The 15,679-nt window shown below is 55.0% G+C and carries 14 protein-coding genes; 13 read left to right on the forward strand and 1 reads right to left on the reverse strand.

Annotated elements, in window-relative coordinates; genetic code table 11:
• Window positions 1-262 precede the first annotated feature (262 nt).
• The 11 genes from ELY25_RS12360 (at window position 263) to acpS (ending at window position 10,523) form a co-directional block, all read left to right on the forward strand.
• On the forward strand, window positions 263-994 hold the full coding sequence (locus tag ELY25_RS12360) for a sigma-E factor negative regulatory protein (protein WP_126951584.1): 732 nt from the start codon (window positions 263-265) through the stop codon (window positions 992-994).
• Window positions 995-1,090: 96 nt separating this feature from the next.
• The gene (locus ELY25_RS12365) at window positions 1,091-2,005 is read left to right on the forward strand and encodes a MucB/RseB C-terminal domain-containing protein (RefSeq protein ID WP_236995730.1); all 915 of its coding nucleotides are present in this window, start codon (window positions 1,091-1,093) and stop codon (window positions 2,003-2,005) included.
• 29 nt (window positions 2,006-2,034) lie between these two features.
• A complete protein-coding gene (locus tag ELY25_RS12370; protein WP_126951586.1) occupies window positions 2,035-2,514 on the forward strand; it encodes a SoxR reducing system RseC family protein in 480 nt (159 codons plus the stop codon).
• A 64-nt stretch (window positions 2,515-2,578) separates the two neighbouring features.
• On the forward strand, window positions 2,579-3,991 hold the full coding sequence (locus ELY25_RS12375; RefSeq protein ID WP_126951587.1) for a DegQ family serine endoprotease: 1,413 nt from the start codon (window positions 2,579-2,581) through the stop codon (window positions 3,989-3,991).
• A 305-nt stretch (window positions 3,992-4,296) separates the two neighbouring features.
• Complete coding sequence (gene lepA, locus ELY25_RS12380) at window positions 4,297-6,111, forward strand: translation elongation factor 4 (protein ID WP_126951588.1); 1,815 nt, start codon at window positions 4,297-4,299, stop codon at window positions 6,109-6,111.
• A gap of 14 nt (window positions 6,112-6,125) precedes the next feature.
• Entirely contained in the window at window positions 6,126-6,929 is an 804-nt protein-coding gene (gene lepB, locus ELY25_RS12385; RefSeq protein ID WP_126951589.1) for a signal peptidase I, read from the forward strand.
• Between the two features lie 64 nt (window positions 6,930-6,993).
• A complete protein-coding gene (gene rnc / locus ELY25_RS12390) occupies window positions 6,994-7,686 on the forward strand; it encodes a ribonuclease III (protein WP_126951590.1) in 693 nt (230 codons plus the stop codon).
• Window positions 7,683-8,582, forward strand: a complete 900-nt coding sequence (era, locus tag ELY25_RS12395) for a GTPase Era (protein ID WP_126951591.1) — start codon at window positions 7,683-7,685, stop codon at window positions 8,580-8,582. The genes rnc and era overlap by 4 nt, the downstream gene beginning before the upstream one ends.
• 8 nt (window positions 8,583-8,590) lie before the next feature.
• Entirely contained in the window at window positions 8,591-9,283 is a 693-nt protein-coding gene (gene recO, locus ELY25_RS12400; RefSeq protein WP_126951592.1) for a DNA repair protein RecO, read from the forward strand.
• Window positions 9,284-9,317: 34 nt separating this feature from the next.
• Entirely contained in the window at window positions 9,318-10,142 is an 825-nt protein-coding gene (gene pdxJ / locus ELY25_RS12405) for a pyridoxine 5'-phosphate synthase (protein ID WP_126951593.1), read from the forward strand.
• Window positions 10,143-10,145: 3 nt separating this feature from the next.
• Complete coding sequence (gene acpS / locus ELY25_RS12410) at window positions 10,146-10,523, forward strand: holo-ACP synthase (protein WP_126951594.1); 378 nt, start codon at window positions 10,146-10,148, stop codon at window positions 10,521-10,523.
• Window positions 10,524-10,527: 4 nt separating this feature from the next.
• Here the strand turns inward: acpS and ELY25_RS12415 are convergent, their stop codons facing one another.
• Window positions 10,528-13,251, reverse strand: a complete 2,724-nt coding sequence (locus ELY25_RS12415) for an ATP-binding protein (protein ID WP_126951595.1) — start codon at window positions 13,249-13,251, stop codon at window positions 10,528-10,530.
• A gap of 91 nt (window positions 13,252-13,342) precedes the next feature.
• Here ELY25_RS12415 and cysM point away from each other — a divergent pair, with 91 nt between their 5' ends.
• Together cysM and rlmD are read left to right on the forward strand one after the other, a co-directional pair.
• Window positions 13,343-14,239, forward strand: a complete 897-nt coding sequence (gene cysM, locus ELY25_RS12420; protein ID WP_126951596.1) for a cysteine synthase CysM — start codon at window positions 13,343-13,345, stop codon at window positions 14,237-14,239.
• Window positions 14,240-15,634, forward strand: a complete 1,395-nt coding sequence (gene rlmD, locus ELY25_RS12425) for a 23S rRNA (uracil(1939)-C(5))-methyltransferase RlmD (RefSeq protein ID WP_126951597.1) — start codon at window positions 14,240-14,242, stop codon at window positions 15,632-15,634.
• Window positions 15,635-15,679: the final 45 nt, after the last annotated feature.

The following is a 15,679-nucleotide window of genomic DNA, read 5'->3' on the forward strand; positions in this document are numbered from 1 at the left end:
TTTGCATTTTTTGTGAACTGTCTGGAAAGTGAAGCGTCATACAACCTGAATGCTTCCGGTAAGTGGAAGCGAGTTGTCAGCCGTGACGCAATGTACAACGCCATAGGATGTACAGCGCGTATTAAAGAGTAATTTGCTCAAGCGTTTGACGCTGCACAAGGTGCGTTGTCATCAGGTCTTAGCCTGTGAAGTATTACAGTGGTCACTGCTTATGTGCGTACTGCGGTAGGACTTCATTTAACACAGTGTGAGGGTGTGAAGTATGAGTCAAAACACACGGGAATCGCTTTCAGCATTAATGGATAGCGAAAGCGATGAGCTGGAATTACGCCGAGTGTTGAAGGCACTACCAAATGACGCTGATGCGGCAGATAGGTGGCGACGTTATCACTTGGCGCGCAGCATGATGCAGCGTGAGCAGGGTGTCGATGTCAGCGTCGATCTGTCCGCTGGCATTATGGCACGCTTACAAAATGAGCCTGCGCCAATCTCCCTTGATAGCCAGGAGAATGCTGCACCACGCACAAATAATATCTCCTTTGCACGAGGTGCAGGGGTCGCAGCAGCGGTATCACTGATGGTGATCACCGGCGTACAGTTTTTTGGCAACAGCGGTTCAACCTCGCAGCCGGGTGGCGATCTTGCCGCGACGACGCAAGATAACGCTTTGTCAGGTCAAGTGCAGCCAGTAAGCCTTGGGGCTCAGCCAGCCTCTTTAGCATCTTCCGGTATGCCCATGTTTGAGCCGACACCTTTCCGTCTTAATGGACAGGCGCAAAGTGGGCTAATGAACGTCAGCGAGTCAGGTTTTTCTTCGGTGGCTATACCGCAAAGCGCTACCATGCAGCAGACCAATACCATTGATGTTGACCAGATAAGGCTTCTTCAATCATATCTTGAGCAGCACTCTCAAGGGGCTGCCTACGGTAATGGCGACAGCTGGATGCCCTTGATGCGCTCGTCTTCCGTCACTGAACCGTTAGGTCAGCGCTAAACGCGGTTGTCCTGTATTAAAACGGTATCTTTAAGTGAAGGAATGAACGGCATGATGGTGACCTGGCGAAACAGGCTAATCGCATGGGGCGCGGTAATGAGCGTAAGCCTGTTGCCTTTAAGCGTATATGCTCAAAACGCTACCCCTAACATATGCTTGGAAGGCGCTTCTTTTGAGGCGCCGCAAATTCCACAGCAATGGTTAGAACTTAGTTTACAGGCCAGCCACTGCTACACCTTTCAAGCCAGGGCAGTCGTTATCAATTCTATTGACGTACGCACGCTGGCGCTTTCCCACCGCATTCAAGAAGGCGTTCGCCAACAGGTAGTGCAACAGCTCGATGGTCCTTCAATCAGCGTTGAACGCCGCTCTAGGGTGGGGCAGTTGGCATGGGAATCAACAGGTGAAGGCGGTGCCTTTCCATCACTGAAAGGTTGGGCTGAGCATGCTTCCCGGTTTTATGATATTGCCTTGGAAGAAGGGGCGCGGGTCGCTGGCCGCGATGCAGTCAAGCTGCGTTTTGAGCCTAAGGATCACCAGCGCTACACTCACGAGTGGTGGCTGGATAACACGACCGGGCTATTGCTTAAGCATGTATTAAGTGATTCTGCAGACCGCATTCTGGAGACATTTCAGGTCACCCAGCTAAATGAGCCTGAGCGCTATACGGGCGAAATCACGGTAGATGTCATACCTAGCCCCCCTGCGCCGGAATGGCATGCCACGTGGCTACCTGAAGGATTTATGCCTCAGCCGGTAGCCTCCTCGGATGGCAAACCCCATCAGCGTCTGTACAGCGACGGTCTGGCAACTATCAGTATATTTGCTGAGCCTCAGGGCAGCGCGCTGATGCCTGAGCAGGGGCTGAAGAGTGGCGTTCATCAAATTGGCGTTTCATCCATCGCTGTTGAAGAACATGTTGAAAACGATCAGCGCTGGCAACTAGTGGGCATTGGCGAGCTTCCGCCCTCAATGTTGCAGCGTATTGTTCACTCGGTTGAGTTTGAATAAACGTTGCCAGTATCCAAAGATACCTAATAATGACTCAATCAACTCAAGACAATAACACGGTTGCGCGTCCTCATTGTGATGCCATTCAACGTATGGGTTATGTGGTGGGATATACCGCTGATGGATTGCTGGTTGATGTATCCATCAAAGAGGCTTGCCGGCAGTGCGCCCAAGGCCGCGGTTGCGGTATGGGTGTGCTGGCTCGAAAATCGCGGCAGCGTGTTGAAGTCAGTTCTTCTTATAATTCTTCCCAATGTCGTGAGCGATACCCGCTGGGTTCTAGCGTCGCCTTGGTGCTGGAGCGCTCGGAAATAACCCTATTGGCAGTTCTGGTTTACGCTTTTCCGCTTCTGCTGGCGCTGCTGTTAGCCGGTGGTGTAACGATGTTGAACGTCTCTCCATGGCTTGCACCGGCCAGCTTTTTTATAACGTTATTACTTGGTTTGATAGGTTTGAGACATTTGCTTAGCGGGCGAACGGAACGCTTTCGCCCTCGGTTGGTCAGTTAATTGCCTTGCAGCTTGCATAAGCTGCATTCCTTCGTTTGATGTCTGCTTTACTAGGAGCTCTAGCATGAAGCGCTTGGTTCTTCCTTCCACACTATGGCTATGTCTAACGGCGTTATTACTCGTCGGGCAAACTGCCTATGCTTATGATTTGCCGGATTTTACTGAGCTGGTTGAAGAGGCGGCCCCAGGGGTTGTCAATATTTCTACCAGCCGTACCATTCAGCGCGGTAATGCCCCTTCTATAGACGGGTTTGGCGGCCAGGAAATACCAGAAATCTTCCGGCATTTTTTTGGTGACAGCTTCCCCATGCCACCTGGTAGAGGACAAGGGCGTAGTGAAGAACGCCAGTCGCTGGGATCCGGTTTCGTGATCAGCAATGACGGCTACATCATGACGAACGCACACGTGGTACAAGACGCTGATGAGATTCTGGTGCGTTTGAACGACCGCCGAGAGCTGCCTGCAGAACTGATTGGCAGCGATACCCAGACGGACGTTGCCCTGTTAAAGATTGATGCCACCGATCTGCCTGTTTTGAATATGGGTAACTCCGACAATCTAAAAGTGGGCGAGTGGGTTGCCGCGATTGGTTCTCCGTTTGGTTTCGACCATTCGGTCACCGCCGGCATTGTGAGTGCGATTAACCGAACGCTTCCGCGTGACGCTTACGTCCCGTTTATTCAAACAGATGTTGCGATTAATCCCGGTAACTCGGGCGGTCCGCTGTTTAACTTGGATGGCGAAGTGGTCGGAATTAACTCTCAAATCTTTACCCGCAGTGGCGGCTTCATGGGGCTGTCGTTTGCGATTCCCATTAATGTGGCCATGGACGTTGCCGACCAGCTACGCGAAGGCGGCCATGTTGACCGCGGCTGGCTTGGCGTCATGATTCAGCCGGTATCACGTGATCTGGCTGAATCTTTTGGTATGGACAACGCCAGTGGTGCACTAATTGCGGATCTAGACCCTGAAGGTCCCGCGGCTCAAGGCGGCTTACGCGCAGGCGATGTGATTATTAGCGTAAATGGAGATGAGGTTGATCGTTCAAGCACACTGCCGCGCCTGATTGGCCGCGTTGCGCCAGGTAGCGATGTCGAACTCACCCTGATGCGCGATGGCGAACAGGTGACCGAAACTGTTGAACTTGGCCACTGGCCCGACTCAGAAGCCGCGAAGCAAGGCGAAGGCAGCAATAACCAAGTGCGTTTGGGCATTTCAGTCGCTGAATTGGATGACGCTACCCGCGAACGCTTGAATATCGACGGCGGTATTGAAGTGCGTCAGGTTGAGCCTGGTAGCGTGGCGGCGCAGGCGGGTCTGCTGGCAGGCGATGTGCTGGTAAGCATTGACCACCGTGGCGTCTCTTCCGCGGATGAGCTTTTGAGTATCGTTGAAGACTTACCCAGCGACCGCGCTATCCCACTACGAATTTACCGCGACGGCCGTTCACTTTTTATTGCTCTGCGCCTCGAATAATCCCTTCTGCACCTATCCAGTCCGGCGGCTCTCGCCGGACTGCTGTTCCTATCCCGCGCATATACAATATCGCCTATCTCTTTAATGAACATAGCTAAAGCGGCTACGGCGTTGAGTCGTGCTAGCATAAAAGCGATATACAGGCTTAACAGGAGCGGCAATTAGCTGCTTGATGTTGGGTGCGTCGTGTTCGATAGCACGCGACAACATTGAACGGTACAATGGTCGAAAATTGCCATTGAGCGCAGCCATGCAAAATCATTTAACGTGCATGGCTGCGTACATACCCCGGAATAAGCCATCTAATGACCACCGAAAAACCTAGCCAGCTCAGCAAGATACGGAACTTCTCAATTATCGCTCACATTGACCACGGGAAATCGACGCTTTCAGATCGTCTGATCCAAACCTGTGGTGGCCTGACCCAGCGTGAGTTGAAAGAGCAAGTGCTCGACTCCATGGACATCGAGCGCGAGCGCGGTATTACCATTAAAGCGCAATCGGTGACGCTCGATTATACGGCGGCCGATGGCGAGGTTTATCAGCTCAATTTCATCGACACCCCCGGGCACGTAGATTTCTCCTACGAAGTATCGCGCTCGCTGTATGCCTGTGAAGGAGCACTGCTGGTCGTGGATGCCGCCCAAGGGGTCGAGGCGCAGTCGGTGGCAAACTGCTATACCGCCATTGAGCAGGGCCTGGAAGTATTGCCCGTACTCAATAAAATCGATTTGCCCCAGGCCGACCCGGACAAGGTAGCGCAAGAGATCGAAGAAATCATCGGTCTTGACGCCACTGACGCCTGCCAGGTGTCAGCCAAAAGCGGTATCGGTATTGATGCTTTGCTTGAGCGTTTAGTGCGTGATATTCCGCCGCCCAAGGGCGACCGGGATGCACCTCTGCAGGCACTGATCATTGACTCCTGGTTTGATAACTATTTGGGCGTTGTCTCGCTGGTGCGCTTGTTTGATGGCACGCTGCGCAAGGGCGAAAAAATCCGCATCAAGTCAACAGGCCGCGACTGGAACACCACCGAAGTGGGCATTTTCACTCCGCTGCGTAAAGAGACCAACATTCTGCGCGCCGGTGAAGTGGGCTTTATTGTCGCCGGTATTAAAGAGATTCACGGCGCGCCGGTGGGTGACACCATCACCCATACCAAAACGCCTGATGTACCGCGTCTGCCGGGTTTCCAGAAGGTGAAACCTCAGGTGTATGCTGGGATGTTCCCGGTCAGCGCCGATGATTACGAAGACTTCCGGGATGCTCTTGAAAAACTCGCGCTTAACGATGCCTCTCTCGAGTATGAGCCGGAAAACTCGGATGCCCTGGGCTTTGGTTTCCGCGTTGGTTTCCTGGGCACGCTGCATATGGAAATCATCCAGGAGCGGCTTGAGCGCGAATACGATATTGATCTCATTACCACCGCACCTACCGTGGTATACGAACTCGCCATGAAAAATGGCGACGTCACCTACGTCTCCAACCCCTCCAAACTACCGGATATGGCGGACGTAGATGAAATGCGTGAGCCCATTGTGCGGGCCAGTATCCTGGTGCCGCAGGAGTTCGTGGGCAACGTGATCACCGAGTGTGAACAGCGCCGCGGCACCCAGAAGGACATGCAGTTCCTGGGTAACCAGATTCAGCTGGCCTATGAGCTGCCGATGTCGGAAGTGGTCATGGACTTCTTCGACCGCCTGAAATCCATCTCTCGCGGCTACGCGTCGCTCGAGTACAATTTCGAGCGTTTCGAAGCGGCCAAGCTGGTGCGTCTGGACGTGCTGATCAACGGCGAAAAGGTAGACGCTCTCGCGGTGATCATTCACCGTGATCACGCCCATAGCCGTGGCCGGTTGCTGGTCGAGAAAATGAAAGAGCTGATTCCGCGCCAGATGTTTGACGTGGCCATTCAGGCGGCCATTGGTGGTCAGGTTGTAGCGCGTTCCACCGTGAAGGCGCTGCGCAAGAACGTGACCGCGAAGTGTTACGGCGGCGACGTAAGCCGTAAGAAGAAACTGCTCGAGAAACAAAAGGCCGGTAAGAAACGGATGAAGCAGGTGGGGCGTGTTGAAATTCCCCAGGATGCCTTCCTTGCTGTGCTCAAGGTTAACGACTAGGGAAGCTATCCTCCATGGATTTTTCATTACTGCTGGTACTGGCCGTTGTCATTTCAGGGGTCATCTATTTAATTGATGCGGTCTGGCTGCGTCGCAAGCGGCGCGCGCGCCTGGCCAAGGCGGAAGCGGCAACGACTGATGGCGTGGATGCGCCCACCCGGGACAAGTTGCTCAAGGAGCCTTGGCCTGTGGATTATGCGCGCTCATTTTTCCCGGTACTGCTGGTGGTGCTGGTGGTGCGCAGCTTTATTGTCGAGCCGTTTCAGATTCCATCTGGCTCAATGCGCCCAACTCTTGAAGTGGGCGACTTCATACTGGTGAACAAGTTTGCCTATGGGCTGCGCCTGCCGGTCGTGCATGATCGTATTCTCGAAGTCGATGACCCGGAGCGCGGCGATGTAATGGTGTTTCGCTTTCCCGATGAGCCCTCGGTCAACTTTATCAAGCGTGTGGTAGGCCTGCCGGGCGATCGTATTCGTTACGAAGACAAGCAGCTTTACATCAATGGTGAGCCGGTCGCCAAGACGCTGCTGGAAGAGGGGCCGGAAACGGCGCCACAAGAGCTATTATTGCAAGAGCAGCTGGGCAGCGCGAACCATGCGATTTACAACAACCCGCGTGCGCCTGGCCCGCAAATGGGGGAAGTGGAAGTCCCTGAAGGTCACTACTTCATGATGGGTGACAACCGCGACCACTCCAACGACAGCCGCTACTGGGGCTTTGTGCCTGAAGAGAATATTGTGGGGCGGGCATTTGCCGTCTGGATGCACTGGGATGGCGGGCTGCCAAGCTTTAACAGCGTGCGGCGAATTAAATGAGTTGCTATAAATTAGTTCTGGTTAGTCATGTCACTTTAGTTAACGTCAATGACGTAGGAGCCCTGTGAGTAATTCCTTAAACGCTTTTTGCCGACGAATCGGCCACACCTTTGGCGACGAGTCGCTTTTGGAGCTGGCCATGACGCACCGAAGCTACGGTGGTCGCAACAATGAGCGCCTGGAATTTCTGGGTGACTCGATTGTTAATTTCGTTATCGCGGAAGCCCTGTTTCAGCGTTTTCCCCAGGCGAGAGAAGGCCAGCTGTCGCGCCTCCGGGCGCGGTTGGTGAAAGGCCAGACGCTAGCTGAGCTTGCCCGAGAAATGACCTTTGGCGAATGTCTGCGCTTAGGGTCTGGAGAAATGAAAAGCGGTGGCCACCGCCGCGAGTCGATTCTGGCGGATGCAGTCGAGGCGATTATCGGTGCGATTTATCTGGACGCTGGTATGGATGTTGTCCGGGAAAAGGTGTTGTCCTGGTATGCCGAACGACTTGAGAGTATTTCGCTGCAAGATACCCAGAAAGACCCCAAAACACGCTTACAAGAGTTTTTGCAGTCGCGCCAGGCGGCGCTACCGCGTTATGAAGTGGTCTCTGTAAAGGGCGAGGCGCATGCCCAGACCTTTACCGTGGAGTGCTACATTGATCTACTAAGCGAGCATACCACCGGTAAAGGCCCTAGCCGCCGCCATGCTGAGCAGCAGGCGGCCGAAGAAGCGCTTTCGTACCTTGAGAAAAAACCAGGAGACAAATCATGAGCCAATCCTGCGGCTTTGTGGCCATCGTTGGACGGCCAAACGTAGGCAAGTCAACCCTCATGAATCGAATTCTGGGGCAGAAAATCTCAATTACTTCACGGCGCCCGCAAACAACGCGCCACCAGGTAATGGGCATTAAGACGGTCGATGACACGCAGTTTATCTACGTGGATACGCCCGGCATGCACATCATGTCGAAAGACCGCAACAAAGCGATCAACCGCTTTATGAACCAGGCGGCGACCCAGGCCCTGCGTGATGTTGACTGTGTGGTGTTTATTATTGACCGCACCCGCTGGACTGACGAAGACCAGGCGGTACTTAAGCGTCTTGAGCACGTCAAAGCGCCGGTGATTCTTGCGGTCAACAAGGTTGATCGCTTGCAGGACAAGGGGGATCTACTGCCCTGGCTTGCTGACGTGGGCGCGCGGCGTGAATTTGCAGCCGTTGTACCTATTTCAGCCAAGCACGGCACTCAGGTTGATACGCTGGAAGAGGAAGTCGCCAAGTACCTGCCGGAAAGCGTCCACTTCTTCCCCGAAGACCAGATTACCGACAAGAGCCTGCGCTTCATGGCCGCGGAGCTGGTGCGTGAAAAAGTCATGCGTCAGCTGGGTGACGAGCTGCCGTACCAAATGACGGTAGAAATTGAAGAGTTCCGCGAAACCGAACGGGTCACCCATATCAGCGCCCTGATTCTGGTGGAACGCCAGGGGCAGAAGGTGATCCTGATCGGTGAAAACGGTGACCGGATCAAGAGTATTGGTCGCGAAGCGCGTCTGGATATGGAGCGTGCGCTGGGCACCAAGGTAATGCTTAACCTGTGGGTTAAGGTGAAACGCGGCTGGTCGGATGACGAGCGCGCATTGAAAAGCTTGGGTTACGATCTCGATTGAGCACCGCCATGTCAGCGGAGCCAGCATTCCTACTACACCGCAAGCCTTACCGTGAAACCAGCGCGTTAGTGGATCTGTTAACGCTCAATAATGGCCGTATACGCGCCGTTGCCCATGGCGGGCAGCGGCCGGGGTCCAAGTCGCGCCAACGTCTGCAGCCATTTACACCGTTGTTTGTCAGCTGGCGCGGTGATCGTGAGTTGAAGCGGCTTACCCTGATGGAGTCGCGTGGGCAAACGGCGCTTTTAGCGGGTGAAGGGTTATTGTGCGGTCTTTACGCCAATGAAATCGCCACGCGGCTACTGCCGCTGGAGCTCCCTGCGGCGGATGTTTTCGCCTTTTATACCGCTCTTCTGGAGGCATTGCCTAAGCCTGCCGAGCGCGCCTTAGGCCTGCGTCGTTACGAGTGGGCGCTGCTTGAGTCGCTTGAAGCCACCCCGCGTTTTTGCACGCCCGAGGGTCACATGCTTGATCCACAGACTCGCTACCGGTTCGATTCTCAAAGCCGCGCTTTTTTACCTTCAGGCCAAGGGCTTGAGGGGCGTACGCTGCGTTATATTGAACAGGGTGATTGGGACCATGTGGGTTTGGCGAACGCGCTGAAATCCGTTATGCGGGCTGCGCTTGCGCCGCATTTAGGCTCTACTGCTTTGCGTTCCCGGGAACTCATGCTGGCCATGGCCCATCGGCGTCAGCCATAGTTTACGTTTACGACTTTTTGGATTGGAGACCGCTATGCATCCTCCTCGTATTTTACTTGGCGTTAATATTGACCACATTGCTACCCTGCGCCAAGCCCGTGGCACCCGTTACCCAGACCCCGTGCAGGCGGCGCTGGTTGCCGAAGAAGCGGGCGCTGACGGTATTACCGTACATCTGCGCGAAGACCGTCGCCATATTCAGCCCCGGGATGTGCGGCTGCTCGCAGAAGTGCTCAATACGCGTATGAATCTTGAAATGGCGGTGACCGAGGAAATGCTGGCGCTGGCCGAAGAAATCCGTCCAGCTCACGTTTGCCTGGTACCTGAAAAGCGCGAGGAGTTGACCACCGAAGGGGGGCTGGACGTCGTAAGCGGCTTTGCAGATATTGCCAAGGCATGTGAACGGCTCAAGAACGCTGGGTGTGACGTATCGCTGTTTATTGATCCTGATGAAACGCAAATTGAGGCTGCCGAGCGTGCGGGTGCCCCGACCATTGAGCTTCATACGGGGGCTTATGCTGAAGCAAAACCGGGCAGCCCGGCTGCCAACACCGAGTACGAACGCCTGACGGCGGCTGCCACGCAGGCAGTGTCGCTTGGGTTGGTGGTTAACGCAGGTCACGGGCTTCACTACCATAATGTGGAAGCCATTGCGGCACTGCCTGGTGTCAACGAATTGAACATTGGCCATGCGATTATTGCGCGTGCGCTGTTTGTGGGTCTTAAAGAAGCCGTGCAAGAGATGAAACGCCTGATTATTGCCGGTCAGGAAGCCGGGTTAATGGCCGCACTGGATGCTCACGATCATGAACACGATCACGAGGATGGCCATGTCCACCACAACTGCTGCGGTCACTAGGCAGTGATTGTAGGAATCGGTTCGGATATCGCCCGGGTTGCACGTTTTGTTCAAGCGGTTGAACGCCATGGCCCTCGCTTTGCCAAACGTATTCTGGGTGCCGATGAGTATGCCGTATGGCAGCTAAAGGGCGAGCCTACGGCCTACCTGGCAAAGCGCTTTGCAGCCAAAGAAGCCTTTGTCAAAGCGCTGGGGCTTGGTCTTCGGGGGGGAATGCAGTGGGGCGATATTCAGGTGCTCAATGATGCGCTGGGCAAACCCTATCTGAAGCTAAGCCAGGAAGCCGAGCGGCTCATGCAGGCATCCGGCGCCACTGCCAGCCATATCACGTTAAGCGATGAAGCTGAGTACGCCGTAGCCTTTGTCGTTATAGAGCGCTGAGCGCTTAGGGCGCTTGGTTGCCAAGACCATCAAGCAGCCTTGAGCGCTCGGCACGCAGACGCTGCATGGCCCTATAAAGTTCTTTAAGCAGGCCGTCGGCATGGTTCAAGCCGCTGGTGCGTAGCCGGGTTTCTAGTGCTTCCACCAGCAAGGCAAGTTCAGGGGCGCCACAGTAGCGACTGGCGCCATTCAGCCCATGTACCTCGTCAATCAGGGCCTCTAGGTTCTGTTCATCAAAAGCCGAGACTATTTTCTGCTCCGTTTCATCCAGGCTATCAATCAAGCGTAGAAGCTGCCGGTACGCCAGGCTTTCCTTGCCTCCGGCAAGCCGTGTGCCCAAGACTAGGTCAGTGGTGGGCAGTGCTTCAGTGATAGGCAGTGCGTTTGAAGGCTTTTGAGCCTGAAGGGCTGTGCGGGGTCCGGGTGAAGCTACCACGCCTAAAAAGCGCTGCAGCAGTTGTTGAAGCTGGTCTTCATCGATTGGTTTTATGAGTACGTCATCAAGCCCAGCGGCCAGCCATTGCTGGCGTTCATTGCTTAATGCATGAGCGGTAACGGCAATAATCGGGCAGCGTGACCATTGGTTATTGATACGCCGAAGCGCCTGAGCCGTTTCAACGCCATCCATACTTGGCATGCGAATATCCATTAGCACGATATCTGCTGTATGGTTCATCGCAAACGTCAGCGCCTCCTGGCCACTGCCTGCCAGGGTAACGTGAAGCTGCTCTGTTTCAAGCATGGCCTTGAGCAGTTCACGGTTCGAGGCATTGTCATCCACGATCAGGATATTGATGGCACCAGCAATAGCCGGTTTGGAGGAGGGCGCATCTATGGAAACAGGCTCTTTTTGCACTGGCTGAAACAAATGGCGCAATGCCGTGGCTAGCTGAACACGGGTGAAGGGTTTACACAGCATTTCACCGCCATAAGGCAGTTTCCATGGGGGTAAATCATAGCTGGTCGTATTGGCTAGTATCAGGGCGGGGCAGCCAGCCTGTTCAATCAGCTGCTGCCAATAGGCGCATTGCTCTTCTGTAAACTCCTCTTCCTCCAGGCCTAGCACCAGCAGGTCTTCCTGGCCATTGGCAGTAAAGGCCATGGGAATGGCGCCCCAGCGCTCTAATAGATACTCCAGTGCATGCCGGGTAGGGAGGTGTTGTTCGTATAAACGGACCAAGGGGGTTTCCAGGGTAAGCTCGGGGGCGCGCTCTCCGCTCTGATTTGCCAGAAGTGGCAGGGTGAAAGAGAACGTCGAGCCTTGGCCAAGCTCACTTTCAACGCCAATTTCCCCGCCCATGCGCTCAATCAACTGACGACAGATGGTCAGCCCAAGGCCACTACCGCCAAATTGGCGCGAATGGCTAGGTTCGGCTTGGGCAAAGGCGCTGAATAGCTGCTTTTGCTGTTCTTCGCTCAAGCCAATACCTGTGTCGCTGACGCTAATACGTAGCACTACATGCTGGCCTTCCTGAGTGTCCAGCATCACGCGGACAATAACTTCCCCCGCGGGGGTAAATTTCAGTGCATTGCCTACCAGGTTGCTCAGAACCTGATGAATGCGCAGCGGGTCGCCGGTCAGCGGTGTAGGGACGTCATCGTAAACCATGGCGACCAGGTGCAGGCGTTTGCGCTGAGCCTCGGGTGCGTGCAGGCCGACCACTTCATCCAGCAGCGATACAATATCAATATCCGCCTCTTCAAGAGTAAGGCGGTTCGCCTCCAGCTTTGAAAAATCGAGGACATCATTGACCAGCATTAACAGGTTATCGCAGGCGCGATGGACGTGCTCTAGCCACTCCTGCTGACGAGTATTCAGCGTTGAACGGCCCAGAAGACGACAAAAACCGATAATGCCGTTAAGCGGCGTGCGAATCTCATGGCTCATATTGGCCAAAAATTCCGACTTGACAGCATTGGCGCGCAGGGCACTGCGGTGAGCCAGGTCCAGCTTGATATTTTGCTCCTCAATGGTTTCCATTGATTCCTGCAATTCGCTGGTTGCCTGCTCAATCTGGTTTTGCATATCGCGCTGGGCCTGTTGAAAATGCTCGGCTAGGCTGTTGACATGCACCGCCAGCTGACGAAGCTCGGTCGGCTTGGCTGGCGTCAAATGAAGCCGATAGTCGCCACGGGACAGTCGGTACAGAGCCTGGTTGGCATCCTCAATCGGCCGGGTGATATAGCGACTTACGGCAAACGCCACGAGAAAGAGCAGCAGCCCCAGCAGCATGCCGCCAAGGCTCAGGCTGGCAAGAAGTTTATAACGTTCAAGCGTAAGCTGGCGGGTGTCTACCTCAGCCTCCAGCCAGCCCGTGCCGGAAACGCTTGGGGTTTCGATCAGAACACTGTTGAGTGGTACCAGCAACCGCCACAAGTTGTCTTCTTCTTCTACATGCGATGAAAGGGGCGGCGTCAGGCGTTGGGAGGGCGCGCCAGCGCGCCCCAGTACCAGCAAGCGGTTGCCCTGTTCGTCGAAAAGGCTCACCGCGTTAAGCCCGTGGTGATCAAGTAGCTCGCGGGCGAGTCTTTCCAAGCGCTGCGGGTTGGCATCGGCCATGGCAATCTGAAGGCTCGGCGCCAACAGTTGGCCCGCATCCTCAAGACGCTCCTTAAGGGCGTCTCGCTCGGCGGACGCGCTTTGAACCATCAGTAAGATGGCCATCATGGTGTAAACCAAAAGCGGAAAACCGAGTAGCGCGAATAGCAAACGCGTGTTTAAAGACATGAAAGAAGCTCGCTGATTCAATGTGGTTGCCTGTCCAGCGTAAGGCAGCACCGATATAATGCAGCATAACGGTAATGATAAGGAACGTGCGATGAATTATCCCATGCTAGAGGATGTGGTTGGTAATACGCCACTGGTGCGCTTGAAGCGGATTACGGCCGGGCGTAACAACACATTGCTTGCCAAGCTTGAAGGCAATAACCCTGCCGGTTCAGTAAAAGATCGCCCTGCACTGTCCATGCTCAACGAAGCCGAAGCGCGTGGCGATATCAAGCCAGGCGATACGCTGATTGAAGCAACATCGGGAAATACAGGCATTGCGCTCGCCATGGCAGCGGCGATCAAAGGCTACAAAATGGTGTTGGTGATGCCGGAAAATGCCTCTGAAGAGCGGAAGCAGGCAATGGTGGCTTACGGCGCCACGTTGATTTCAGCCAGTAAGGCCGGTGGCATGGAAGAGGCACGTGATATTGCCGATGCCATGATTGCTAAGGGCGAAGGCAAGCCGCTGAATCAGTTTTCCAACCCGGACAACCCCTTGGCACACTACCGTACTACTGGTCCTGAAGTATGGCGGCAAACCAATGGGGAAGTGACTCATTTTGTAAGCTCCATGGGTACCACGGGCACCATCATGGGTGTCTCGCGTTACCTCAAGGAGCAGAACGCCGCGATTCAGATCGTCGGTCTGCAGCCTTCCGATGGCGCCAGCATTCCGGGGATCCGCCGCTGGCCCCAAGAGTACCTGCCGGCTATTTTTGAAGCCCCGCGTGTGGATGTCATACTGGATATTGGCCAGCAAGAGGCGGAAGACAACATGCGCCGTCTGGCCCGCGAAGAAGGTATTCTTGCCGGGGTATCGTCGGGTGGCAGCCTGGCGGGCGCACTGCGTATTGCTGAGCAAGTCGAAAACGCGGTGATCGTGTTTATTGTCTGTGACCGAGGTGATCGCTACCTCTCAATGGGCCTGTTTGGCCCGGAGCTATAAATGGCCATGCTGGGTAAGCGGCGTCCTTCGCGCGCTGCATCAGGCAAATCGGGACTGACGCGCAAGCCAGCCGCTAAACCGGCATCCGCTGCAGAACATAGCGGTACGCTGGTGATTGAACGATTGGCCCACGACGGCCGGGGCGTTTCCCATGACGCGGCAGGCAAGACGGTGTTTATTGATCGGGCGCTGCCCGGTGAGCGCGCTGAGGTCGCCGTACACATTAACCGCAAGCGGTTTGATGAAGCTCATGTAAAAACGCTGCTACACCGCTCGGAACAGCGTGTTGAGCCTCCTTGCGGTTATTTTGGTCAATGTGGTGGCTGTCAGTTACAGCATATGAATATTGAAGCCCAGCGTGCCCACAAGCTAGAAGTGCTGCGTGAGCTGTTTGCCCGCCAGGGCATTCACCTGGATACCATCGGTTTGCTGGCAGGTAGCACCGAACACTACCGGCGCCGTGCACGGTTGGGCGTCAAGGTTGATGGGCAGGGTAGTGTACTGCTGGGTTTTCGCGCCGCCCATAGCCATCGCCTGGTAGATATTGAGCAGTGCCATGTACTGGTCACCCCGTTACAAAAACTTTTGCCTTTTTTACGGGAGTTTATAACCACTCTTGAGGCACCGAAGCTTGTCGGTCATATTGAACTATTGGCCAACGATTCTGAAAGCATGCTGCTGGTGCGCCAGCTTAAAGAGCATGCCGGGGATGCCAGGCGCTGGCAGACGTTTGCTGAGCAGCAGTCGATCTCACTGGGTGCCTGGGCGGGGCGTGAAACCACCGAGCTTAACTGGTACAGCGCCGTACCGGCTTTGCAGGAAACGCTATGCATAGAGGGGCAGGCGCCGCTCGTGCTTACTTTTGCGCCCGGCGACTTCCTGCAGGTTAACGCTGAAGTCAACCAGCTGATGGTGGCCAGGGTTGTCGAATGGCTTTCGCCCGAACCTGACCAGCACATTCTGGATCTGTTTGCCGGGATGGGGAATTTCAGTCTGCCGCTGGCAGGCAAAGGGGCCAAAGTGCATGCCGTTGAAGGTAGCTCAACAATGGTCTCGCGGATCAAGACTAACGCTGCGCGTAATCAGGTGGAGGTCAACGCTCAGCAGGCCGATTTGAGCGATAGCGATACGGTCAAGGCGTTGTTGAAGGCGCAGACCCCGTTTGATGCGCTGGTGCTTGACCCGCCTAGAAACGGTGCCGAAATTGTCTGCCAGGCGCTTGGCCGCTACCCAGTGCCCCGGCTTGCCTATGTGTCCTGTGATCCCGCAACGCTTGCCCGTGATGCGGCGCATCTTGTGAATGCTGGGTATCGTATCAAGCAAGTGGCGGTTGCCGATATGTTCCTGCACACTGCACATATGGAAACGCTGATGCTGTTTGAGTACGAGGGCTAGCCTGCCCATCGCATCAAGCCACGGAGTTAGCCGTAACGGGCTAAT

Source organism: Vreelandella populi (assembly GCF_003989825.1).
GTDB classification, from domain to species: Bacteria; Pseudomonadota; Gammaproteobacteria; order Pseudomonadales; family Halomonadaceae; genus Vreelandella; species Vreelandella populi.

Bases quoted from the DNA above. Each gene is read 5' to 3' on its own strand.
- ELY25_RS12415 (WP_126951595.1), bottom strand. From the start codon at position 13,251: ATGTCTTTAAACACGCGTTTGCTATTCGCGCTACTCGGTTTTCCGCTT.
- rlmD (WP_126951597.1), top strand. From the start codon at position 14,240: ATGGCCATGCTGGGTAAGCGGCGTCCTTCGCGCGCTGCATCAGGCAAA.
- cysM (WP_126951596.1), top strand. From the start codon at position 13,343: ATGAATTATCCCATGCTAGAGGATGTGGTTGGTAATACGCCACTGGTG.
- pdxJ (WP_126951593.1), top strand. From the start codon at position 9,318: ATGCATCCTCCTCGTATTTTACTTGGCGTTAATATTGACCACATTGCT.
- ELY25_RS12365 (WP_236995730.1), top strand. From the start codon at position 1,091: ATGAGCGTAAGCCTGTTGCCTTTAAGCGTATATGCTCAAAACGCTACC.
- lepA (WP_126951588.1), top strand. From the start codon at position 4,297: ATGACCACCGAAAAACCTAGCCAGCTCAGCAAGATACGGAACTTCTCA.
- ELY25_RS12375 (WP_126951587.1), top strand. From the start codon at position 2,579: ATGAAGCGCTTGGTTCTTCCTTCCACACTATGGCTATGTCTAACGGCG.
- ELY25_RS12370 (WP_126951586.1), top strand. From the start codon at position 2,035: ATGACTCAATCAACTCAAGACAATAACACGGTTGCGCGTCCTCATTGT.
- recO (WP_126951592.1), top strand. From the start codon at position 8,591: ATGTCAGCGGAGCCAGCATTCCTACTACACCGCAAGCCTTACCGTGAA.
- lepB (WP_126951589.1), top strand. From the start codon at position 6,126: ATGGATTTTTCATTACTGCTGGTACTGGCCGTTGTCATTTCAGGGGTC.
- ELY25_RS12360 (WP_126951584.1), top strand. From the start codon at position 263: ATGAGTCAAAACACACGGGAATCGCTTTCAGCATTAATGGATAGCGAA.
- era (WP_126951591.1), top strand. From the start codon at position 7,683: ATGAGCCAATCCTGCGGCTTTGTGGCCATCGTTGGACGGCCAAACGTA.